Source organism: Candidatus Nanogingivalaceae bacterium, assembly GCA_015257795.3.
Classification (GTDB): Bacteria; Patescibacteriota; Saccharimonadia; order Saccharimonadales; family Saccharimonadaceae; genus Nanogingivalis.
In genome coordinates, this window is record CP072208.2 from 170,820 (window position 1) to 192,344 (window position 21,525).

General features: G+C 36.9%; 20 protein-coding genes and 1 tRNA gene. 20 read left to right on the forward strand and 1 reads right to left on the reverse strand.

Features of this window, described 5'->3' with window-relative positions; translation table 11 throughout:
• Positions 1-89 precede the first annotated feature (89 nt).
• From frr to HXK94_000995, 12 genes are all read left to right on the forward strand, one after another.
• Entirely contained in the window at positions 90-644 is a 555-nt protein-coding gene (gene frr / locus HXK94_000940) for a ribosome recycling factor (GenBank protein ID QTI96453.1), read from the forward strand.
• Positions 645-709: 65 nt separating this feature from the next.
• Positions 710-1,888: a M50 family metallopeptidase gene (locus tag HXK94_000945; protein QTI96454.1), complete on the forward strand. Its 1,179-nt coding sequence runs from the start codon at positions 710-712 to the stop codon at positions 1,886-1,888.
• Position 1,889: 1 nt separating this feature from the next.
• Entirely contained in the window at positions 1,890-2,699 is an 810-nt protein-coding gene (locus HXK94_000950; GenBank protein QTI96455.1) for a CPBP family intramembrane metalloprotease, read from the forward strand.
• A 61-nt stretch (positions 2,700-2,760) separates the two neighbouring features.
• Positions 2,761-3,222: a transcription elongation factor GreA gene (greA, locus tag HXK94_000955; protein ID QTI96456.1), complete on the forward strand. Its 462-nt coding sequence runs from the start codon at positions 2,761-2,763 to the stop codon at positions 3,220-3,222.
• 55 nt (positions 3,223-3,277) lie between these two features.
• On the forward strand, positions 3,278-4,528 hold the full coding sequence (locus tag HXK94_000960) for a hypothetical protein (GenBank protein QTI96457.1): 1,251 nt from the start codon (positions 3,278-3,280) through the stop codon (positions 4,526-4,528).
• Positions 4,529-4,574: 46 nt separating this feature from the next.
• Positions 4,575-5,564, forward strand: coding sequence for a hypothetical protein (locus tag HXK94_000965; GenBank protein ID QTI96458.1), 990 nt, complete (start codon positions 4,575-4,577; stop codon positions 5,562-5,564).
• Positions 5,548-7,443, forward strand: coding sequence for a DUF2207 domain-containing protein (locus tag HXK94_000970; protein QTI96459.1), 1,896 nt, complete (start codon positions 5,548-5,550; stop codon positions 7,441-7,443). The genes HXK94_000965 and HXK94_000970 overlap by 17 nt, the downstream gene beginning before the upstream one ends.
• 109 nt (positions 7,444-7,552) lie before the next feature.
• Positions 7,553-10,369, forward strand: coding sequence for a type IV secretion system protein (locus HXK94_000975; protein ID QTI96460.1), 2,817 nt, complete (start codon positions 7,553-7,555; stop codon positions 10,367-10,369).
• A 95-nt stretch (positions 10,370-10,464) separates the two neighbouring features.
• On the forward strand, positions 10,465-11,799 hold the full coding sequence (murD, locus tag HXK94_000980; protein QTI96461.1) for a UDP-N-acetylmuramoyl-L-alanine--D-glutamate ligase: 1,335 nt from the start codon (positions 10,465-10,467) through the stop codon (positions 11,797-11,799).
• A gap of 13 nt (positions 11,800-11,812) precedes the next feature.
• Positions 11,813-12,259 (forward strand): large conductance mechanosensitive channel protein MscL, encoded by a 447-nt coding sequence (mscL, locus tag HXK94_000985; protein QTI96462.1) that lies wholly within the window; start codon positions 11,813-11,815, stop codon positions 12,257-12,259.
• A gap of 6 nt (positions 12,260-12,265) precedes the next feature.
• On the forward strand, positions 12,266-13,345 hold the full coding sequence (gene prfB, locus HXK94_000990) for a peptide chain release factor 2 (protein QTI96463.1): 1,080 nt from the start codon (positions 12,266-12,268) through the stop codon (positions 13,343-13,345).
• A gap of 73 nt (positions 13,346-13,418) precedes the next feature.
• Positions 13,419-14,801 (forward strand): hypothetical protein, encoded by a 1,383-nt coding sequence (locus HXK94_000995; protein QTI96464.1) that lies wholly within the window; start codon positions 13,419-13,421, stop codon positions 14,799-14,801.
• A gap of 8 nt (positions 14,802-14,809) precedes the next feature.
• On the opposite strand, the gene HXK94_001000 is transcribed toward HXK94_000995, so the two are convergent.
• Positions 14,810-15,040 carry a hypothetical protein gene (locus HXK94_001000; protein QTI96465.1) on the reverse strand — a complete coding sequence of 77 codons (231 nt, stop codon included), beginning with the start codon at positions 15,038-15,040 and terminating at the stop codon, positions 14,810-14,812.
• Positions 15,041-15,202: 162 nt separating this feature from the next.
• Between HXK94_001000 and HXK94_001005 the strand changes: the two genes are divergently transcribed.
• The 8 genes from HXK94_001005 to HXK94_001040 all read left to right on the forward strand — a co-directional run bounded on the left by HXK94_001005 (position 15,203) and on the right by HXK94_001040 (position 21,519).
• Positions 15,203-15,278: transfer RNA gene (locus HXK94_001005), tRNA-Phe, on the forward strand.
• Positions 15,279-15,375: 97 nt separating this feature from the next.
• A complete protein-coding gene (locus HXK94_001010) occupies positions 15,376-16,053 on the forward strand; it encodes a hypothetical protein (protein ID QTI96466.1) in 678 nt (225 codons plus the stop codon).
• A gap of 36 nt (positions 16,054-16,089) precedes the next feature.
• A complete protein-coding gene (locus tag HXK94_001015; GenBank protein ID QTI96467.1) occupies positions 16,090-16,806 on the forward strand; it encodes a HAMP domain-containing histidine kinase in 717 nt (238 codons plus the stop codon).
• Positions 16,803-17,168: a response regulator gene (locus HXK94_001020; GenBank protein ID QTI96468.1), complete on the forward strand. Its 366-nt coding sequence runs from the start codon at positions 16,803-16,805 to the stop codon at positions 17,166-17,168. Before HXK94_001015 ends, HXK94_001020 begins: the two co-directional genes overlap by 4 nt.
• Positions 17,161-17,841, forward strand: a complete 681-nt coding sequence (gene recO / locus HXK94_001025; protein ID QTI96469.1) for a DNA repair protein RecO — start codon at positions 17,161-17,163, stop codon at positions 17,839-17,841. Before HXK94_001020 ends, recO begins: the two co-directional genes overlap by 8 nt.
• Before the next feature lie 83 nt (positions 17,842-17,924).
• Entirely contained in the window at positions 17,925-19,265 is a 1,341-nt protein-coding gene (locus HXK94_001030) for a hypothetical protein (protein QTI96470.1), read from the forward strand.
• 101 nt (positions 19,266-19,366) lie between these two features.
• On the forward strand, positions 19,367-20,716 hold the full coding sequence (locus HXK94_001035; GenBank protein QTI96471.1) for a glycine--tRNA ligase: 1,350 nt from the start codon (positions 19,367-19,369) through the stop codon (positions 20,714-20,716).
• Positions 20,716-21,519: an RNA methyltransferase gene (locus tag HXK94_001040; GenBank protein QTI96472.1), complete on the forward strand. Its 804-nt coding sequence runs from the start codon at positions 20,716-20,718 to the stop codon at positions 21,517-21,519. Before HXK94_001035 ends, HXK94_001040 begins: the two co-directional genes overlap by 1 nt.
• Positions 21,520-21,525 lie beyond the last annotated feature (6 nt).

The window sequence follows — 21,525 nt, forward strand, 5'->3', positions numbered from 1 at the left end:
GCTTTTCGAAAAGCTACTTTGGTATTATATCATAAAAAGGCTAAAAAGTCAATTTGAATAAAAAGCATAAGGTGTGTTATAATGTAGGCATGTTTGATACAGATGAATTTAAATTAAAAATGACCGAGGCCGTCGAGCATTTCAAAGGTGAAATGAAAAAAGTTCGAACTGGCCGTGCGCATCCTTCAATGCTTGACGGGGTGTCGGTTGAAGTTTATGGCGCAAAAATGCCATTGAACCAAGTTTCGAATATGACTGCACCAGAGGCGGGAATGATTTTGATCACACCTTTTGATGCAAATAATATTTCAGCAATTTCGGCAGCAATCCGCAACGATCAAAGCCTTGGTTTTAACCCAAGTGATGATGGTCGCGTTGTTCGTGTGCCAGTTCCACCATTAACAGAGGAGCGCCGCAAACAAATCGTAAAACAAACTTCTGAAAAAGTTGAAGGTGCAAAAATTACGCTTCGAAACATTCGTCAAGATGCTTTAAAACACGCCAAAAAACTTAAAGATGAAAAATCTTTAACAGAAGACGATTTAAAGCGAATTGAAAAAGAAATTGACGCTGAAATTAAAGAGTTTAGCACACAAATCGACGCAATTTTTAAAGAAAAAGAGAAAGAAATTCTCACAATTTAAGTTATTTTTTGCTGGCGTTTTGAAAGCGTCGGCAAAAGCTAATTTAAGATTTTCGAAAGGGTAAAATGGAGGTTTTTAATTTAATTTTTGGAATAATTATCGGTTTAATTTCGCTAACTTTTTTGGTGGCGCTTCATGAGCTTGGCCATGCGCTTGCGGCTAAGAAAAACGGTGTAAAACTTAAAGAATACGCAATTGGTTTTCCGCCAAGAATTAAAAGCTTTAAAGCTAAAACAGATAAAATTCTACCAAAAGGTACAAAAATTTCGATTGGTGCAATTCCGCTCGGTGGTTTTGTGCGACTTCAGGGTGAACACGACTCTGACTCAAAAAAGGGCGATTATGGTGCAGCAAGTTTTTGGGGTAAAACGCAGATTTTGTTTGCTGGTGTTGCTATGAACTGGCTAGTTGCATTTGTAATTTTTACAGTTTTAGCGATTTCTGGAATGCCAAAGCTACTTCCAAATCAATTTTATCTTTCTTCTGATGCAAAAATATCTGGCGGTGGTGTGCAAGTTTCTGCAATTTCAAAAAATTCTCCAGCAGAAAAAGCCGGGTTGAATAAAAATGACACACTTTTAGAGTTTAACGGTCAAAAGGTTGAAAACTCCACTAAAATTCGCCAAGATTTAAAAAATAACGCCGGTAAAACAGTTTCTTTAAAGATTAGTCGAAACGGTAAAGAAATTTCGAAAAGTGTAAAACTCAACGAAAAAGGCAATAATGGCTTTTTGGGTGCGGTTTTATCTGACGGAATGCAAAAGATTCACTCAACTTGGAGCGCTCCAATTGTTGGTTTAGGTACAACGGTTCAATTTACGGGTGAAACATTCAAAGGTGTTGGTGAGCTTTTTGTGAACTTTTTTGGTGGAATTTTCGAAAAGGTTATTCCAAATTCTGATTCTCAAAAGAACGCAAACACTCAGCTTTCGAAAGCAGGTGAGAGTGTTTCCGGACCAGTGATGGTTATTGGAGGAATTTTCCCAAACATTGTTTCGATGGGGATGGATATGATTTTAATGCTTACCGCTATTATTTCGATTAGCTTGGCCTGTATGAATGTTTTACCGATTCCAGCGTTAGATGGCGGTCGTTGGTTTATGACGTTTATTTTTCGAGTTTTGCTTAAAAAACCGCTACCAAAAGAAACTGAAGAAAATATTAACGGCTGGAGTTTTTTGGCTCTAATGGGGCTTTCGGTTTTAATTATCGTTCTTGACTTCACGAAAATCTTTAGAGGTTAAAATGAAAGAAAAAGTTATTCTTATTTGCAGCAAAATTCGAAAACGAAACGAGAAAATTCTTTCGAAAAAACCTTTAAAAATCATTTTTTGGGCAGTTTTGCCGATTTTAGCTTATTTTGTAGCGAGTTATACTTCAGCGGTTGTGATTCGCCTATATTTAGCGATAGCCTTTTGGGGCAATGATTCGGGCTACCAAAACGCAACTTCTAGCGTGATTACAACATCTGTTTACTCGATTTTATTCTTTGGCTTAATGTTTGCGATAATTTATCTTGTGCCAGTTAAACTTTTCGGCCAAAAAATTTCTAGAAAAGAGATTGCTTTAAACGGGCTTATAACCTGGCAAGATTTAGCTTTAGCGTTGGTTGGATTTATTTTAGCTATGATATTGTCTGGAATTTTTCTCGACATAGCATCGCATATTCTACCAAATTTTAATAAAGCTCAATCTCAAAATTTATTGTTTCAGCGAGGAACGATGATTCACCCTTGGCAATTTTTGATGGCTTTTATTTCTATTGTTGTGATTACACCATTTGTTGAGGAAGTTATTTTTCGTGGTATGATTTACGGTCAACTTCGTAAAATAAATATTCCGCTAGCAATTTTTTTGACCAGTCTGTTGTTTGGAATTGTTCATTTTCAGTTAAATGTAGGAATAACTGTATTCGTAATGAGCGTAATTATGTGTTTGATTCGTGAAAAAATCACCAAAACGATTTGGTCGGGAATTGTGATTCATATGATTAAAAACGGAATTGCTTTTGCGATACTTTATATCTATACAGCAACTCAATTTCTCAACCTCTAACATTGACGCAAGATCAAAAATTTGATATAATTGTATAACTTATAAAAAGGATTTTTATTTTATGAAACAAGAATTTAATATTACAAAATTAGGAAAAGAAGAACTTGAAGCTGAATTGGAGCTTCTAATTTCGCAACGAAAAGAAATTTCAGAAGAAGTTGCGACTGCGCGCGATTTTGGTGATTTGCGCGAAAACTCAGAATACGATGCTGCTCGAAAAAAACAAGCTTTGGCAGAATCTCGAATCATGGAGATTGAAAACATTTTGCAAAACGCTGTAATTATTGGTGGCGGCAAAAAAGATGTTGTAGCACTTGGTAATCAAGTTAGCCTTAAGAATCTCGAAAATGGCAAGGAAGTAAAATACACAATGGTTGGTGCTGTTGAAGCTAACCCCCTTGAGGGTAAAATTTCGAACGAATCACCAATTGGCCAACAAATTATGGGTAAAAAACTTGGAGAAGAAGTTGATATTACGACACCAAAAGGCGTAATTAAATACGAAATTACAGAGATTAACTAAATTTTTAATACTCGGTTGACCAAATCAGCCGAGTTTTGTTTTAAAGAGGAGAATTATGCGATTATCAAAACTATATACCAAAACTAGTAAAACCGTTCCATCTGGCGAAGAAGCTAAAAACGCACAACTTTTGATTAAAGCTGGATTTGTGCATAAAGAAATGGCGGGTGCTTATGATTATTTGCCGCTCGGTTTCAAAGTGTTAGAAAATATTAAAAAAATTGTACGTGAAGAGCTTGAAAAAATCGACGCTAATGAAATTTTAATGACAACCCTTCAACGCCGTGAAGTTTGGGAGCGCACAACTCGCTGGAACGATGATGTTGTGGATGTTTGGTTTAAGACTGCGCTTAAAGATAAAACAGAAGTTGGTTTAGGTTGGAGTCATGAAGAGCCAATCGTTGAAATGCTTAAAAGTCATATTCAATCATATAAAGATTTGCCAGTTTCGGTTTTTCAATTCCAAAATAAAATGCGAAACGAACTCCGTGCAAAAAGCGGAATTATGCGTGGTCGTGAATTTTTGATGAAAGATTTGTATTCAGTTCACGCCACAAAAGAGGATTTAGAAAACTATTATTCTAAAGTTTCGAAAGCGTATGAGCGAATTTTCGAACGTCTCGGTTTGGGTGAAGATACTTTCATAACTTTCGCTAGTGGTGGTGCGTTCACAAAATTTAGTCATGAATTCCAAACAATTTGTGATGCTGGTGAAGATTACGTTTATTTGAAGCGCGATGGTGAAAAAACTCTTGCTTTCAATGAAGAAATTTTAGACCAAGCGATTGAAGAAGGTGAAATTGATTCGAAAGATGGATTAGAGAAGGTTAAAACCGCTGAAGTTGGCAATATCTTTAATTTCGGTACGCAAAAAACTGATGAAATGGGACTTTATTTTACTGATAAAAACGGTGAGCGAAAATCTGCTTGGATGGGTTCATACGGAATCGGAATTACTCGTGTAATGGGTGTGATTGCTGAAAAATTCAGTGATGAAAAAGGTTTGATTTGGCCAGAAAACGTTGCTCCAGCTAAAATTTACCTTGTGCAAATTGGTGAGAAATCACAAGAATTAGCAGAAGAAATTTATAATGAATTTTCGAAAAAGGGAATCGAAGTTTTGTTTGATGATCGCAATCTTCGCCCAGGTCAAAAATTTGCCGACGCCGAATTGATGGGAATTCCTTATCGACTTACAGTTTCTGATCGGCTGCTTGAAAGTGGTGAATTTGAAGTTGTAGAACGCTCAACTGGCGAAGTTCAAATGCTTTCAAAAGAAGAGCTTTTCGAAAAATTCTCAAAATAATCAAAAATCTTGAAAAAACAAGGCTTAAGCATTATAATTGGTATATATGAAAATCATTGCTTATAGTGTACGAAAAGATGAGCTCCAGTATTTTGAAAAATTTGCGGAGCAATTTGGTATTGAATATGCCACAACTTCAAAAGATTTAAATGCTGAAACAGTAAAACTGGCCGAAGGTTTCGATGCGGTTTCTTCATATACTTCAAGTGAAGAACTGAACGATGTTTGGGAACCGCTTTCGAAAATGGGAATTTCTTATTTTACGGTTCGAACAGCTGGTTATGATGGTATAGATATCGAAAAGGCTAAAAGTTTTGGTATTAAAATTTCGAATGTTCCGCAATATTCGCCAAGTGCGATTGCTGAATTCGCGGTTGCGCTTGCACTTGCGACAATTCGAAATATTCCGCTTTGTCTTTCACGTGCAAAAAACCAGAATTTTTCGGTTGATAATTTGATGGGTCGTGAGCTTAACACAATGACGATTGGAATTATCGGCACAGGCCACATCGGCTTAACAACAGCCAAGGTTTTTAAAGCTTTTGGTGCTAAAATTATTGCATATGATACTTTCGAAAATCCGCAAGCGCAAAATATTTTAGAATACAAATCTCTTGATGAAGTTTTTGCGGAAAGTGATTTAATTTCGCTTCACATTCCATTAACACCGCAAAACCACCATATCATTAACGCTGAGAGTATTGCTAAAATGAAAGACGGTGTGGTTATTGTGAACACTGCGCGTGGCGGTCACATTAACACTGCGGATTTGCGCGATGCACTAGTTAGCGGAAAAGTTGCTGCAGCCGGCCTTGATGTTTTCGAAAATGAAAAACACCTTATTCGAAAAGACTTAAGTGGAAGGATCATCAAAGATTCAGTTTATCGCGATTTGTCGAATTTTCCGAATGTTATCATCACGCCACACGTTGCGTTTAATACAGATGTTGCCGTTCAAAATATGGTCAAAATGTCGACAGAAAATCTAATTAGCTTTAAAAATGCAGGAACAACCGATAATGAAATCACAAAATAATCGTTTACAAAAAATTACCAAAATTACGTCACTATTTTTAGTGGCGGTTTTGGCATTTAGTTTTGTCTCGGCGAGTTTTTCTCACCCAGCTTTTGCGCGTCGCCGCAGAAGAAATAGCGCAGCTGAGCGAAGAGAACTCGAAAGAAAGAATCAAAACATTAAATTTCCGAAGTTCGAGGGGACTTATAAATTTAGCGCCAACCAAAATGGTGATACCGACCTTGAAGTAACCGAACAGATTTCTGCAAGTTTCATTCTTGGTAATGTTAATCACGGAATTGAACGTGCTATTCCAAAATACTATAACGGTAAAACTGTTTTTGACGGTAAGGCTGATATCACAATGGACGGTATAAATGTGCCGTATAGTACAAGACCAAGCAATGGTAATGTTGTTTTTCGAATTGGCGATTCTAACCAATATGTTTCCGGCCGACATAATTATCAAATAAAATACCATTTGAAAAATATTTTAAGAGCCGGGGAAGGCGAATTAAAGGATCGACAACTTCTAATCGTTAATGCAAATGGTTCGCAGTGGCAGCAGCAGTTTGGCGAAGTTTCTGGAAAAGTCATTCTTGATCAATCTGTTAAAAATGATTTTAAAGGGGTTGCGAAATGTTTTTCTGGTGCGTATGGGTCAGATACTCAATGTGAAAAATCGTCCCTAAACCAAGAAAATGGTGAATACACATTCTCTGAAAAGAATGTTTTAAGCAATCAAAGCGTAACATTCTTGATGGCTTTCAATAATAAATTTGCTCAGCCAACGCCTAATCCTTTAGATGTAACTACAATGATTGTAGCAATTGTTTCTATGATCGCCGCACTAGTGATTGTGGCCTTAGCTATGATTGTTTTCTATAAGAAAAATGCAATTCGAAAGCGAAACTCACTTTCGAAAGAGGCTAAAACAGTTGTTCCGCAATATTTACCACCAAAAATCGGAGTATTAGATATCCTTGATGCGGGCAACTTAGTTAAATCTAATAAGAAAGTCACCGCTGCGATGCTATTTTTTGCAGTCAATGGTAACATTTTGATTGAGGAAGAAGAGAAGAAAAATCTTTTCGGTAAACACAAGATTTACAAGATAAAGCTATTAAATTACAGAGGTTTAAACTCAGATATGCGCGAGCTTTTGGAATGTTTCTTTATCGATGGAGAAGAAGTTAACCTTTCGAAAACTATGAGCTCTTCTATAGCATCGAGTATTTCTTCAAGAATCATAAATGACAGGTTTAAAGATACAGATTATTACGACCAAAGCGAGCCAGCTTTCAATAAAAGAATGCGCATCGTTGCTTATGTTATTGACGCTTTGATTTTTGCATCGTTTTTCTTTAGCGATTCTACATTCTCGGCGCTTTCGACTGTTTCGAAGTGGCATCCGTATATCTTCCTTTCAACTTTGATTGCGGGCGTATTTTCGACATTAATTATAGTTGTTGTAAGTATTAAGATTCCATCTAGAAAAGGTTATGAAATGAAGAATTACCTTATGGGATTAAAGCTTTATATTTCAGTTGCTGAAAGCGAACGGCTTAAATATCTCCAAAGCCTTGAAAAATCTGAACGCTTCAAAGATGAATTTGGTGGTTCACGAGTTAAACTTTACGAAAAACTTTTACCTTGGGCTGCTTTGTTTGGTCTTGAAAAATCTTGGGCAAAGGTTCTTGAAGTTGAATTTGCGAACAATGACTATCAACCAAGCTGGTATTCTGGCGTGAATGCATTCAACGCAGCCGTTTTTGCAGATACGCTCAATAGCTTCAGCAGTGCCGTTAACAGCTATTCTGCGCCAAGCTCTGGTGGTGCCGGTGGCGGTGGCGGATTTTCTGGCGGCGGTGCCGGTGGCGGCGGTGGCGGTGGTTGGTAAACCCCGCTAAATCCTATAAAAATAACCCAAACTTAACGGGTTATTTTTTATTTTAAAAAAGCATAATTGTATTGATTTTTTAACTTTTTTATGATTAAATATAAGCATTATGAATAATTTTTGGGTTGGGTTTAAAAACAAAAAAGGGATCTTTTTAGCTATTTTAGCTTTGTTTACGGTGGCGACATCTGTAGTAGATAATCGCCACCAGGCTTATGCTGATGATTATCAATATAGCCAAGAAGAGTGTGCAAAGGGAGGATTTAAATACGACGGCGTAGAACTATGGTCACATGCTGGTGCTGGATGTCTTGTTTATACCGCTGAAATTAAAAATGGTAAAGTATTGCGAACTGACCAGGTTCAGACTATTGGTGGTCCTAAAGATTTAGTTAGGCTTAAGCCTACTTATGTCCTTAAAGATGGAGGTACCTGTTTTAAAGGATATAAGAAAAAAAACTATGAGGGTATAAATGTTTGTGAAATAAGTGATAAGGATAGTAAATCTAAGGATGCAGGCTATCCTCCAGGATCTAGCTCTAAAAATACTCTAGATGCCAAGAGCTGTGAGAAAGCAGGGGGGTTTTATAATGCGGTTGGTGATAAAAAAAGGTGTTTTTTAAATAATTTAAAAGGTGAACTAGAATCGTTTAATAATATCTCGTCTTTTCCTAGTAAATATCTAACAAAAGAAGATTGCGCACCTGGATTTGTAAAAAGTAAAGATAAACAATCTAAAGATTTCACGGTGCCTCTTACTACGGATGGACCGGGTACTGTAAAGGATAAGAAGCCAACCCCCGTCTATACTTGTGCTAAAAAAGGCACCAAAGCTGGTGACAGTGTAGAAGAATGTAATAAAGAAGAAAACAAAGATAGTGAAAAATGTAAAAATAATCCAGCTGGTGAAGACGATGGTGATGGCTCTGATGACAAAAACTCTTGTGCAATTGAATGGGTTGGTTGGATTATGTGTCCGATTATCAATGGTGCAAATGGTATGGTTGTTACTACTTATAGCATCATGCAGAAGCATTTTCTAAATATTAAGGCTGATGAAATCTTCCAACAAGACAAGCCGGCGTTCAAAACTTGGTCTAGTTTCCGTGATATTGCTAACGTATTTTTTGTAATAATATTGTCTATTATTATCTTCTCGCAAGTTTCGGGTGTGGGTATTTCAAATTATGGCATCAAGAAGATGTTGCCAAAAATTATTGTCTTTGCGATTTTAGTTAATATTTCATGGTATGTTTCTGTTTTGATGATTGATATCTCTAATATTGTAGGACATTCATTGTTTGAATGGCTTTCGAATGATGGTCAATGGGATTACTCGAGTGACTCTCAGACAGAGAATAACCCTATTAAGCAAATCTTGGGTGGTACTGCTGTTCTTGGTGTTGGTACTGCCGCAGGTGTTACAGGTGCTTTTGCTGCAGGGTCTTCAGCGTTGCTGTTTCTTATCTCGGCTGCACTTGCGTTGATTATGATGGTATTTATCTTGCTAATTCGACAGGCTGCTGTGATTGTGCTTGTAGTTATTTCACCAGTAGCTTTTGTTGCAGGTATTCTACCAAACACAGAAGGGTTCTTCAAAAAATGGATGAAGTTCCTTAAAAATATGTTAATGATTTACCCAATTTGTTCGCTAATTGTGGGTGGTGCAATATTTGTTTCAAACTTGCTTTATAGTAATGAAAGTAATCCGCTATTGAAGGTTGCCTATGGTTTACTGCCAATCCTTTCATTGTTTACAATTGTTGCTATAATCAAGAGTGTGCTTTCAATCATTGACGGCTTAACGGGCGGTAATCTACGTGGAACTCTTGACCGAATGTCTGGTAGAATAAATAATGGTATTAAAGAAAGTAGCCCTATACAGCATTGGAAAGATGCAGAAAATAGGCGTACTGTAGGTGATATTAGTTTTAGAGGGCATAAACTTGGTAATGTTATTAGTGACGATAATAAATTCGGCCGCTATGTTAAGGGGATGGGTCTAACTAGAGCTAGAAGGCAATATAATTATGAACAGAAAAGAGCTGCTCAGGAGTATGATAGGGATGGTGCGGCTATAGATAAGATTCTATCTAAAGAAAATCTAACACCAGAAGATTATCGAGAATTGGCGGCTAGATCAAATAGCAGGGCTGCATTCGAGAAGAGCCAGACTGAAGGTATGACAGCTGTAATAGCTAGAGCAATATCTGGTAATGTCAATAACCTCGGAGGGCAGTTAGATAAAATTGATAATGTATCTGATCCGAATCAGAAGGCGTTATTGTATGGTTCGGCTGCTCAAGCGGCTACAAAAGCTGGCTTAAGTGCTGCTGATCAGGAAGTAGCCATGAATAATATTGTCAATAGAGCTTTGAGTATCAAAGACGATACTCAAAGACAAGCGGCAATGACACAGATTGCTTCAAGAGCTGGTTCTGATATGAAGAGCGCTAACCCAGCTGCAGCTAAGGCTGCTATGCAAGATGTTTCAAATTCTAATAACATCAAGAGTGTTTCCGATTTCGCAAAAGAGGCTTCGACCTATGCTGGTGCTAGCGCCCAACAAATGTCTAGTTGGTCAACAATGTCAAGTAATAATACAGCAGATAATAAGGTTGTTGGTGCTATTAAGGAAGCCTTTAAAAATGGTGATCAAGCACAAATTGCTCATGCACAGAATATAGGTAAGATTGCCGATCAAGCGCTTAAAGCGCATAACGAAGGTAAGATGTTCTTAACACCTGCGCAGGAAAGAAACTTTAAGGATGTATCGAATACTGTTAAAGTAAATACTCCTGCACCTGTAAGCTCACAAAATGTGCAGACAAGTGTAAATTATAACACTCAGAGCCAATATACATATGGTGCTCCAGCGCCAACACCAAAATCGGTTGTAGGCCAGTATAAATCAAATAAACCATAGCGTTCTAAATAAATAAAAACGCCCCGCTTAAGGGGTGTTTTTTCTATGTAAGTGTGCTAAAATAAAGATAGAATTCAACCTAAAAAAGGAGAGATATGAAAATTGCATTAATTGGTTTTGGCCTTGAAACAAAAAGTGCTTACGAATATTTTAAAAAGTTAGATAAAAATACCGTTTTTGAGGTTTACGATGAACATGAAAACGGAAAGCTCAAATTACCAGAAGGCGTGGAATTTTTTGGTAATTTTCACGATTTTTCAAAAATTCAGGCAGATTTAATCGTACGAACTCCTGCAGTTAACCCTTCACGATTGCCAAAAAATGTTAAAGTCACATCTGTTACGAATTTATTTTTCGAAAACTGCCCAGCACCAATTATTGGTGTGACGGGTTCAAAAGGTAAGGGTACGGTCTCGAGTTTTATTGCCGAAATTCTGCGAGCCGCAGGATTGAGAACCCACTTACTCGGTAATATTGGTATCCCTGCGCTAGATAAAATAAATGAAATCAACGATCAGGATGTGGTTGTTTATGAATTAAGTAGTTTTCAGCTTTGGGATGCGCAAAAATCGCCGCACATTTCGATTTTAAACAATATTGAACCAGATCATCTAGACGTTCATAATGATTTCGAAGATTATGTTCAGGCCAAATTGAATATTGCAAAAAACCAAAAAGAAGGTGATTTCTTTATATTTAACCAAGAAAATTCAACGGTTTTGAATATGGTAGAAAGAATAAAATCAAACTTAAAATCCGAACTTCAACCATTTCCGAATTATGATCTGGCGCATGTTCAGGATGGTTATTTCTTGTGGGGTGATGAACTAATTTTTAGTACAGATATTCTGAAAATCCCTGGCGAACATAATCAAAAAAATGCTTGCGCGGCAATGATTGCAACTTTTGATTTATTACGTGAAAAAGGTTTTACACTTGAAGAAATCTTTGATTTTTGGCAAAAAGGACTTTCGAGTTTTACTGGATTGCCACACCGATTGAAATTCGTGAGAGAGGTTTCAGGAGTGCGTTTTTATGATGATTCTATTGCGACAACTCCTGGCAGCGCAATTGCAGCACTCAATGCTTTTAGTCAACCAAAAATTTTAATTCTTGGCGGTAGCGATAAGGGTGCAGACTTGAGTGAATTGATTGATAAAATTTCTAATTCATCCGAAGGCGAGCTTCGAGAGGTGATTTTAATGGGCGCAGAATCTTCAAAATTGGCTCAAAAATTAACTCAAGCAGGTTTTGAACGATTCATAAATTTGGGTCGAGAAACAAATATGCAAGAAGTTGTAAAAACTTCTTTCGAAAATGCCCAAAGCGGCGACGTGGTTATTCTAAGCCCAGCGCATGCCAGTTTTGATATGTTTAAAAGCTATACTGACCGAGGTGAACAGTTTATTGAAAATGTAAACCTTTTATGATAGAATGTATGATATGAGTAAAAAAGATAATACAGTTAAGAAAACTACAAAGGTGAAGGCGGTTAAAAAAGCAACTGCTAAGCTTAAAAAAGTAGATCCAAAAGCACAGCTTGCAGGCTTTAAGAAGTTCATTAAAGACCAAGGATTAATCGGTATGGCTATCGGTTTGATTCTCGGAACTGCCTCTGGTGATCTTGTGAAATCTCTAATTAACAATATCATTATGCCTCCACTAGGCTTCGTTCTTGGTTCATCTGAAGGACTTAAGGGTGTTGTTTGGCATATGGGAAAAACTCCAGCCGGAAAAGATGCGGTTCTTTCTTATGGTACATTCCTAAACGATGTAATTAACTTTTTGGTTATTGCTTTCGTTGTTTACTTTGTGCTTTTGTTCATTGAAAAACTTTTTGTTGACGATGAAGAAGAAGCAGCAGAAGCTGAAAAGGCGGCTAAAAAATAATTTTTTATGGATAGGCTGAAAGCTCGCACGGGCAATATTTTAGATGAGCTTGAAAAAGCGAGCTTGAAGCTTAATCTTGAAGATAAGAAACAGCAACTAAATAACCTCGAAAGCGAAGTTTCAAATCCCGAAATTTGGTTGAATCCTTCTGTTGCGCAAGAAAAAATTAAAAAACTTGCCAATCTAAAGAAGGAAATTCATCCTTGGGTTGTTTTGAGAACGCAGGTCGAGGATATTTTTGAGTTGATAAATCTTGGTGATGAAGATCTCATAGAGGAATTCGAAAGTCAAATTTGTCAGTTCGAAAATGATTTTAAAGAGTTGCAAAAACAACTTCTTTTTAGCGGAGAATTTGATCACGGAGATGCAATTGTGCGTATTACGTCTGGTGTTGGCGGAACCGACGCACAAGATTTTGCCGAAATGCTTGAGCGAATGTATTTGCGCTGGTCGGAGAAAAATGAATTTAAAACTGAGCAGATTGAGCGCAGTACTGGTGAAGAAGCTGGAATAAAAACCAGTGTTTTTGAGGTTCAAGGGTTAAACGCTTATGGTAAACTTCGCAGCGAAAACGGAGTGCATCGTTTGGTACGAATTTCACCATTTAATAGTGCTGGAAGCCGTGAAACTTCTTTTGCACTGGTTGAGATTTTACCAAAAATTGATGCACCCGAACAAGTTGAGATTGCCGAAAAAGACTTACGAGTTGATGTTTATCGTTCTGGTGGAAAAGGCGGGCAGGGCGTGAACACGACTGATTCGGCAGTTCGAATCACGCACTTGCCAACCGGAATTGTTGTAGCGATTCAAAATGAGCGTTCGCAGACTCAAAATAAAGAGACCGCTATGAATATTTTACGTGGAAAGCTTGTGCAGATGAAAATGGAACAGCATGCGCAAAATCTAAGCGAACTTCAGGCTGGAAAGTCTGCTGATTGGGGCTCACAAATTCGAAACTATGTTCTCAACCCTTATAAATTAGTGAAAGACACTCGAACAAAATATGAAGAAAAAGATGTAGATAAAGTCCTAAATGGTGAAATCGACGGATTTATTTACGCCTTTTTGGAATATTCTGAAGAGTAAAAAACTTAAGCATATTGACAAAATGCTGTTTTTGTGATATTATTTAAGTATTAATAAAAAATAAAACAAAAATATGAAAAAATTTAATACACTACAAATAGCAGAAACTTCCGAAAACGTGCAAGAATCAATAGATAACCCGCTTCCAAAAGAGAAAGCGCGAGGTTTAGGTGGTGCAATTTTGGAAATTTCTGAAAAAACTAAGCATTTTTCGAAAAAGCGCGAACGGTTTACGTATTTAAACAATCCAGATAGCCAAGAAGCGAAAGAGCATCTTGAAGATGAAATTGCGCTTAAAAACCGTCGTCAAGAAGAAATCGAAAATGGCTATTTTGACGAGAAAGATGATTTCATCGTAAATCCAAAAGACTATAGAATTCTTTCGAAACAATTAGTTAACGGTGCTGGAAAAGCCGGAATCGATCTGGTTGCTTCAAAATATCTAAAACATGGAATTGCGCTTGCAGATATGGCTTCTCGATATGATACGGTTGTTTATCTCGACAAATCTGCACGACCGCTTGATGGCCTAGCTCGAAAAGTTCTTAAAAATGTAATGCCAGATAAAAAACGGCCAGATTCAAAATTTTTGAACATCGACAGAAATCAGATTTTCACGGAGCTTGGGTTTGGTATTCGTGATGGCTATTTTAGTGATGGAACGGAAGGGAATAAACTGGCTGAAACAAGTCACTTTATTAACCGTTGGCAAATGGGAACTTCTCAAGAAACGAAAGACCGAATTTTAGCAGCGGTTCGTTCACAATTTTTAGACAAAGATGCTGAAATTGACATGAACGCATCAGAGGGTGAGATTATTCAGCAGATTTTGAAAGCGAAAACAACAGTTGAAGGTAAAAAAGTGATTGCGGTTGATGAAACTAGCTTTTCGGGTGCTACAATTGGCGTAGCTGGATTTCTGCTTAAGAAAGCCTTGCCGGAAGCTAAAGTTAACGAAAAAGGTTTTACTTTTTGGGAAAGTGAAGACAAGCAAGTTAAGTCTGAAGTTAATGGCGAAGTTAAATTAGTTCACGGTTCCGTGCCTGTTTGGTATGATAAAAATGACGATTTTGGCCGTGGTATTGGTGAGCGTAGCGAAAGCTATCACACTCGTCGTTTCGAAAATAATCCAACGCGATTAAACCTACTTCGAAAAGTTGGTGCTTCTGTTTTAGCTTCACCGCACCGTGATATTGATGAAAAATATCTTCGAGATGATAAATATGAAGATTTAATGTATGACTTTGACCAGTTAATACATGACTATAAAGCTAATAAAATTTTAATTTCAGCGCCAATAACAAATTATGAAAGTCTAGATATTTTTTACGATTTGATGGACGCGCAAGCTGAAAGTAAAAACTTAGAATTTAAAGATTTAGTTGAAATGAATAAAGTTCGAAACGAACATCGTAAAGAGATTTCCGAATTTGAGACATTTAAAAAGCCCATGTAAAATGGGCTTTAGCTTTGTGCAATTTTTTTAATTTTGATTTTAGCTTCAGTCTGATCGTTTAAAAGATTTAATTCAAATCGCTGTTTTTCGTTTATAGCGATTTTTCCTTCAATGCGAATATAGTTTTCATACTGTTTTAAAAAATCAATTACAGCAGAGAATTCGCCATTCTCGGTTTTTAGTCGAACTCTATGCGGCAGTTTGATTCCGCTCGAAGCTAGATTACGAAAAATTTGCACATTTTTTATGGTTAACAACAAATAAAAGAACCTCCTTTTTTGGAATACCTATATAATAACATTTTTTATATAAAAAGTCAATATGTAGATTATTTAGCTAAAATTAAAAACTTTAAAAAACTCTTGCAATAAAAAAGCGTATACTGTATAATTAAAAAGGTTGGCTCTTTAGCTCAGTTGGTAGAGCAGAGGCCTGAAGAGCCTTGTGTCCCCAGTTCGAGTCTGGGAGGAGCCACCAATTTTTTGATAAATTCCGCTTTGGCGGTTTTTTTTATTTTTTCGAAAATCAAATTAAAAGCACTTGAAAATTTTAAAAACATAAGTATAATGGTAGTATGAATAGATTCAAAAAAGGTGCAGTAGAAGGCTCAACAATTGCAATTATTCTTTTGAGCATTGGATTTGCTGGTGCGGGTTCATTTGGTATTTGGGCTTATATTCAATATAATAATTCTAAAACCGATGTTGATGGTCAAATCAGCCTTGCCGTAGCTGATGCAAAAAGAAAACAACAAGAAGATGATGAAAAGAAATACAACGAGGAAAGGCGAAAAACTGTTAAAGAATTTCGTGCCCCAGAAGATCTAGGAAAAGTAACGTTTAGTTATCCAACATTCTGGAACCAATACGTTGAATCAAACGGTTCTGACCGTAAAGGCTTCTTTGCTTATTTTTACCCTGAATCAGTCCCACCAGTTCCAAAGGACGAGCGAACTACACAACGATTTGGATTGCGAGTATTCATCTACGAAAAGAACATGGACGAAGTTCTCAAAGAATTCAACGAAGCAATTAAAAAAGGTGAGCTTTCTTCTGAGACGGTAACTGTTAATGGTTATCCAGCAACCAAGATTGCAGGTTTGTTCCCAGGACCAGAAAAGAACAATCGAATCCGTGGAACAGCTTATTACTTTAAATTAAACAACAAAACGTTAATGATTCGAACAGACGCTGATACTTACAATAATGTTTTGAATGAAAACGTTTTGAGCACTCTAAAAATTAATGACTAGCTTTAAAAAATAGCAAAAATTTGCTATAATAAAAGCATGAATGAGCGGGAGTTTTTAAATCTGGTAGCAAAAGAAAGTAGTTTTCTTGTTGCTGCTCACGAGATGAAAACCCCGCTTTCTATTATCCGGCAACTTTCGTTAACTTTAAATGATGATGGTACTGAAATTTCGGATGATGAACGATCGCGAATCCTTCGCCAGATCGATATAACTAGCGAAAGAGCTTTACGATTAGTTCAGGATTTAACTAAAATTTCAAAGCTTGAAGATGCGATGTTTGAGCTGGAGCCAATAAATTCTAAAAAAATTTGTTGCGATGTTGTTTCTGAAATTTCAGATGTATTTAAACTCCACAATCGAGTTATCAGATTTAAAAATGTACGAAAAAATGAACTTATTGTTGCAAATTATGAACTTTTGCGTTCAGTTTTGATGAATTTTTCAGATAACGCGCTTTATTCTTCGAACGAAAAAACTGAAGTTGAAATCAAGGTTTCGAACATTGGTGAAAAGGTTCGAATTTCTGTGCGTGATTTTGGTGATGAATTGCCACTTTCAATTTGGCGCGCCGTTAAAAAGCAAAATCATCAACCCGTGCAGGCCAGCTCACGTCCGCAAAGTTCGGGTTTGGGTATTTTTATTGCGCAAAGTTTTGCTACGGCAATGGGTGCTAAAATTGGTGTAATTCGCCACCGCAACGGAAGCACATTTTATATAGATTTAAACCGTTCTGGTCAATTGAGTTTGTTGTGAAAAAAATTTTAATTATTGAAGATAATGTGATTTTGGCTGAAAATTTTGAGCGAATTCTACGCAAGAATTTTGAAATTTCGCACGCCAATTCAGCCGAAAAGGCAATTTTAAAAATTAATAAAAGGTTGCCAGATTTGATTCTTTTAGATATTCTGCTTGAAGGTCATTCGGCATTTGCGCTACTAAACGAGCTCCAAAGTTATGCTGATACGGCAAGGATTCCAGTTGTCGTTTGCTCAGACTTAGCAGCTGAACTCGAAATGGAAAGTTTAAAACATTTTAACGTTCGGGATATTTTTGAAAAATCACAGTTTCAACCACGAGAGTTGCGAGAAAGAATAAGTGAGATTATAAATGAATAACACACGAAAAAAAACTTTAGCGATAGTCCTGCGACGAACTGATTTTGGCGAGGCTGATCGAATCGTAAATTTATTAACACCAAGCGGAAAAGTGAGCGCAATGGCGCGTGGTGTTCGAAGACCAAAATCGAAACTTGCTGGTGGAATCGAATTTTTTGCGCTAAACGAGGTTGTTCTAATTGAAGGGAAAAGTGAAATGCGCACACTTTCCTCGGCGCGAATGCGAGAATTTTTTGGTGAAATTTTAAAGGACTTCGAGCGAACCGAGTTTGCATATCAGGCGATAAAAACGATTTCTTGGCTTTGCGAACAGATTGAGAGTGGTGATTTTTTTGAAATTCTATTAACAGTTTTTCGAAGTTTAAATAATTTTGAGATTGACTTAAGTCTAACGAAAAAATGGTTTAATTTAAAGATGGCTGAATTTTCTGGTGATGAAATCAACCTTGAAAGCGACAAGAATGGTAAACCCCTGCAGGCAGATTTAACTTATAGCTTCGATTTTTATGATAAAGTTTTTGTTGAAGATAGTGAAGGTGATTTCAATGCTAATCATATAAAATTTTTAAGATTAATGCTTTCTAGTCAGCCGCAAATTATCTCAAAAGTAAAGGGTAATGAGAAGATTTTAGAAGATTTAAAAGAGGTGTTTTTTATGCTGAATAAAAAATAAAAAAACGCTTGCGTTTATTTTTAAAAAATGATATACTTGGGGTAAGATAAGTGTTTTATTTAAATAAAAAAATAGGAGAGAAGATGATTTCTAGAAGCAAAACATTAATAATTGCCGCAGCTGCGGTTTTATCGGTGGTCGGGTTTAAGTCTGCTTTGGCGGCACCACAAGATGTTACTAACCAAATAAAAGTTACACCAACACAAATCAAGTCAGATGGTCGTGAATGGACTATTGAGGTTTCTGGTGTTACTGCTCATGAGGGCGACTGGGCAACTTTCCGCGCAGAGAATGTCTCATTAATTCCTGGCGGAAAAGCAGACTTAAAATACAACAATGATAAAATTGGTGAAGTTATAGTTGATAAGCAATTCAATAAAGGTCAAAACCTCAACTTTGAAACTGTTCCTCGTGATGATGAAGATGCAAAACCTGCTGCAGATATTTGGCAAGGTAAAATTATATTCAATAAAAATATTGAGAAATATACAAATTTCCGAACAACAATTTCGAACAATAACGCAAATTATTTTATCTACTCTGATCACGATGTAGTTGTGGAAACAAAGATTATCGGAACAACAACCCTTAAGGGTAATGACGTTACGGTTAAGAAGCCAAACTTGCTTGTTGTTAACAAAACACAAGTTGCGCGAGGCAGTGTATTTTTAAACACTAATGACGGAAGTTCAGTTTTTGGCCCAACTATTAATCAATCAAAGAATGAGCCAGTTAAGGCTGGAACAAAGCTAAAAATCACAATGAGTAACGATTCGCCAATTCGTTTTGATGATAAAAACTATCCAGTTGGAACAAATTTGCGGTTGGGAAGAATGCGTGAAAGTATTTCAGCATCTACTCCCGTGAACAAATATGGTGTTTATTTTGCCGGTGGTCCATCAATGGATGTAAAAATTATTTCTACATCAGATACTGAAATTGTAATTGAAGTAACTAAAGATATGCCGGCAATGGATGGTATTTATCGAAACTGGATTTCTTCAATTAAAGTTGTTGATGGTTCGAAGATTGCAAACGGCAAAATTAACGATATCAAATATACTGCCGAATTAATTGCACCAAACGGTAATACTATAGATAAATCTACTTTTAGCCAGAGCGGTGAAATTTCTGGAAGTAATGTAGAAACTTATGCTAGAATCAAGCCAGTTAAGCCAGTTAAACCAGTGGAGCCAGTTAAACCAAAGGATCCTGAAAATAAGCCAGCTGTTGTTGAACCGGCAGAACCAGCTAAAGAAGATCCTAAAAAGGAAGATGCTCCAAAGGAAATCAAGGCACCAAACACTGGTTTCGAAAAGGTTGCTAACGTATTAGCTTGGGCGGTTCCAGCTCTTGGAGTTGTTGGCGCTTTGACTGCTGTAGTTTTTCGAAAGAAACTACTTGGCTCAAAAGTTAAATTCTAAACACTTAAAACAGTTATAAAAATAGCTTTCGAAAGAGGGCTATTTTTTGTGTTTTTAGGATTTTTTTGATATAATATTAGGTAGATTTTAATGGAGGAAAAATGAAGAACGAAGACTTAATGGACAGAATTGTTAGCCTCGCGAAACGGCGTGGTTTTATTTGGCAAGGTAGTGAAGTTTATGGCGGCATGCGTGGAACTTGGGATTACGGCCCACTCGGCTTGGCGTTAAAGCGCAAAATAATGAACGAATGGTGGGAGTTTTTCGTTGAAAATCGCGAAGATATGTTTGGTGTTGATGCAGCGATTATTATGAACCCAAAAGTTTGGAAAGCTAGTGGTCATGCTGCAACTTTTGCTGATCCTTTGGTTGAGGATTTAAAAACTGGTGAGCGCTATCGAGCGGATCACCTTTTGAAAGATGCTGGAATTGAAGCCGAGGGTCTTTCGAATGAAAAAATTACTGAAATTATTCGTGAAAAAGGTTTGAAATCGCCAAAAGGCAATGATTTGAGTGACGTTCGTAGCTTTAACATGATGTTCCAGACTAATGTTGGCGCAGTTGTTAATGAAAACTCTGTAGCTTATCTTCGCCCAGAAACTGCTCAGGGAATTTTTACGAACTATAAAAATGTAGTAGATGCTTTTTATCCAAGCTTGCCGTTTGGGCTTGCGCAACAGGGAAAAGCTTTTCGAAACGAGATTAGTCCGCGTGATTTTGTATTCCGTTCGCGAGAATTTGAACAAATGGAAATTGAGTATTTCGTAAAACCTGAAAACTGGGAATCTGAGTTCGAAAAACTTCTTCAACTAGTTCGAGAATTCTTAACTGAAAAAATGGGTCTTCCAAAAGAGTCTTTGTTTGAGCTTGAAGTTCCGGCCGAGGATCGAGCGCACTATTCAAAACGAACAGTAGATTTCGAATTTAATTACCCAATCGGTAAAGAAGAATTGATGGGGATTGCTTATCGAACCGACTTCGACCTTGGAAATATTCAACGGGCAAGTGGTAAAAGTATGGAATACACAGATAAACAAACTCGCGAAAAGTTTATTCCGCACGTGATTGAGCCAAGCTTTGGTGTTGAGCGATTATTGATGGCGGTTCTTTCAAATGCTTATACCGAGGTTGAGTCTGAAGGCAAAACTCGAACTTATCTAGCCTTACCAGAAAACCTTGCACCAACTAAAATCATCGTGGCTCCACTTTTGAAAAATAAAGAAGCTTTAGTTGAAAAAGCTAAAGAAGTTTATTCTGAGCTTCGCAAAAAATACAAAAATGTAGAATTTGATTTGAGTGGAAAAGTTGGTAAAGTTTATGCTAAAGCAGATGAAATTGGTGTGCCAAAAGTTGTTGTGATCGATTTCGAAACAGTTGAAGGTGATGGCTTAGTTAGCGTCCGAAACCGTGATGACGCTTCACAGATTCGTGTAAAATCAAGCGAGATTTAATGAAGAAGATTAGTTCGGCGCAAAATCCATTGGTTAAAAAACTTGTTCAGCTTTCAGAAAAGCAAAGTTTTCGAAACAAGCAAAAAATGACCATTATTGAAGGTGCGCACTTGACGGCCGAGTGGCTTAAGCGCTTCGGTGCGCCGGATTTTTGCGTGATTTCGAGTTCTTCAAAAAGAAGCGAAGAAGTTGAAGGAATTATTCAAAAATGTGAAGAATTAAATACTGAAATTATTGAGCTTGAAGCTAAAATATATTCAAAGATTAGTCCTGTTATTGAGGGCGTTGGTGTTCTGTTTGTTGTGAAAATACCAGAAAATCAAGGTGTTGATTTTTGTGAAGATTCAATTATTCTCGACAGGGTTCAGGATCCGGGAAATTTGGGAACAATTTTACGTAGCGCAGTCGGTTTTGGTGTTAAACAAATAATTTGTTCAAAAGGGACTGTTTCGGTTTGGTCGCCAAAAGTTTTGCGAGCAGGGATGGGGGCGCATTTTCAACTAGAGATTTTTGAGAATGAGGATTTAAAAGATGTTATCGAAAAGCTTAAAGTTCCAACTTTTGCAACAAGCTTAAAAGCCCAAAAAACAATTTATGATGAGGATTTTACAGTAAAAACTGCTTGGATTTTTGGCAATGAAGGTTCTGGTGTTTCAGAAGAAGTTCTTTCGAAAGTTAGGAAGAAGGTGATAATTCCGCAAATTGGTGAAATCGAAAGTCTGAATGTTGCGATGGCTGCAACGGTTTGTCTTTCAGAACAATCTCGGCAACGACTAAAATATAAGCATCTTGGCAACAGTTAAAATATA

Bases quoted from the DNA above. Each gene is read 5' to 3' on its own strand.
- HXK94_000970 (QTI96459.1), top strand. From the start codon at position 5,548: ATGAAATCACAAAATAATCGTTTACAAAAAATTACCAAAATTACGTCA.
- HXK94_001030 (QTI96470.1), top strand. From the start codon at position 17,925: ATGATTTCTAGAAGCAAAACATTAATAATTGCCGCAGCTGCGGTTTTA.
- HXK94_001035 (QTI96471.1), top strand. From the start codon at position 19,367: ATGAAGAACGAAGACTTAATGGACAGAATTGTTAGCCTCGCGAAACGG.
- HXK94_001040 (QTI96472.1), top strand. From the start codon at position 20,716: ATGAAGAAGATTAGTTCGGCGCAAAATCCATTGGTTAAAAAACTTGTT.
- frr (QTI96453.1), top strand. From the start codon at position 90: ATGTTTGATACAGATGAATTTAAATTAAAAATGACCGAGGCCGTCGAG.
- HXK94_000945 (QTI96454.1), top strand. From the start codon at position 710: ATGGAGGTTTTTAATTTAATTTTTGGAATAATTATCGGTTTAATTTCG.
- recO (QTI96469.1), top strand. From the start codon at position 17,161: ATGAATAACACACGAAAAAAAACTTTAGCGATAGTCCTGCGACGAACT.
- mscL (QTI96462.1), top strand. From the start codon at position 11,813: ATGAGTAAAAAAGATAATACAGTTAAGAAAACTACAAAGGTGAAGGCG.
- HXK94_000960 (QTI96457.1), top strand. From the start codon at position 3,278: ATGCGATTATCAAAACTATATACCAAAACTAGTAAAACCGTTCCATCT.
- HXK94_000995 (QTI96464.1), top strand. From the start codon at position 13,419: ATGAAAAAATTTAATACACTACAAATAGCAGAAACTTCCGAAAACGTG.
- greA (QTI96456.1), top strand. From the start codon at position 2,761: ATGAAACAAGAATTTAATATTACAAAATTAGGAAAAGAAGAACTTGAA.
- HXK94_001015 (QTI96467.1), top strand. From the start codon at position 16,090: ATGAATGAGCGGGAGTTTTTAAATCTGGTAGCAAAAGAAAGTAGTTTT.
- HXK94_000965 (QTI96458.1), top strand. From the start codon at position 4,575: ATGAAAATCATTGCTTATAGTGTACGAAAAGATGAGCTCCAGTATTTT.
- HXK94_001010 (QTI96466.1), top strand. From the start codon at position 15,376: ATGAATAGATTCAAAAAAGGTGCAGTAGAAGGCTCAACAATTGCAATT.
- prfB (QTI96463.1), top strand. From the start codon at position 12,266: ATGGATAGGCTGAAAGCTCGCACGGGCAATATTTTAGATGAGCTTGAA.
- HXK94_000950 (QTI96455.1), top strand. From the start codon at position 1,890: ATGAAAGAAAAAGTTATTCTTATTTGCAGCAAAATTCGAAAACGAAAC.
- murD (QTI96461.1), top strand. From the start codon at position 10,465: ATGAAAATTGCATTAATTGGTTTTGGCCTTGAAACAAAAAGTGCTTAC.
- HXK94_000975 (QTI96460.1), top strand. From the start codon at position 7,553: ATGAATAATTTTTGGGTTGGGTTTAAAAACAAAAAAGGGATCTTTTTA.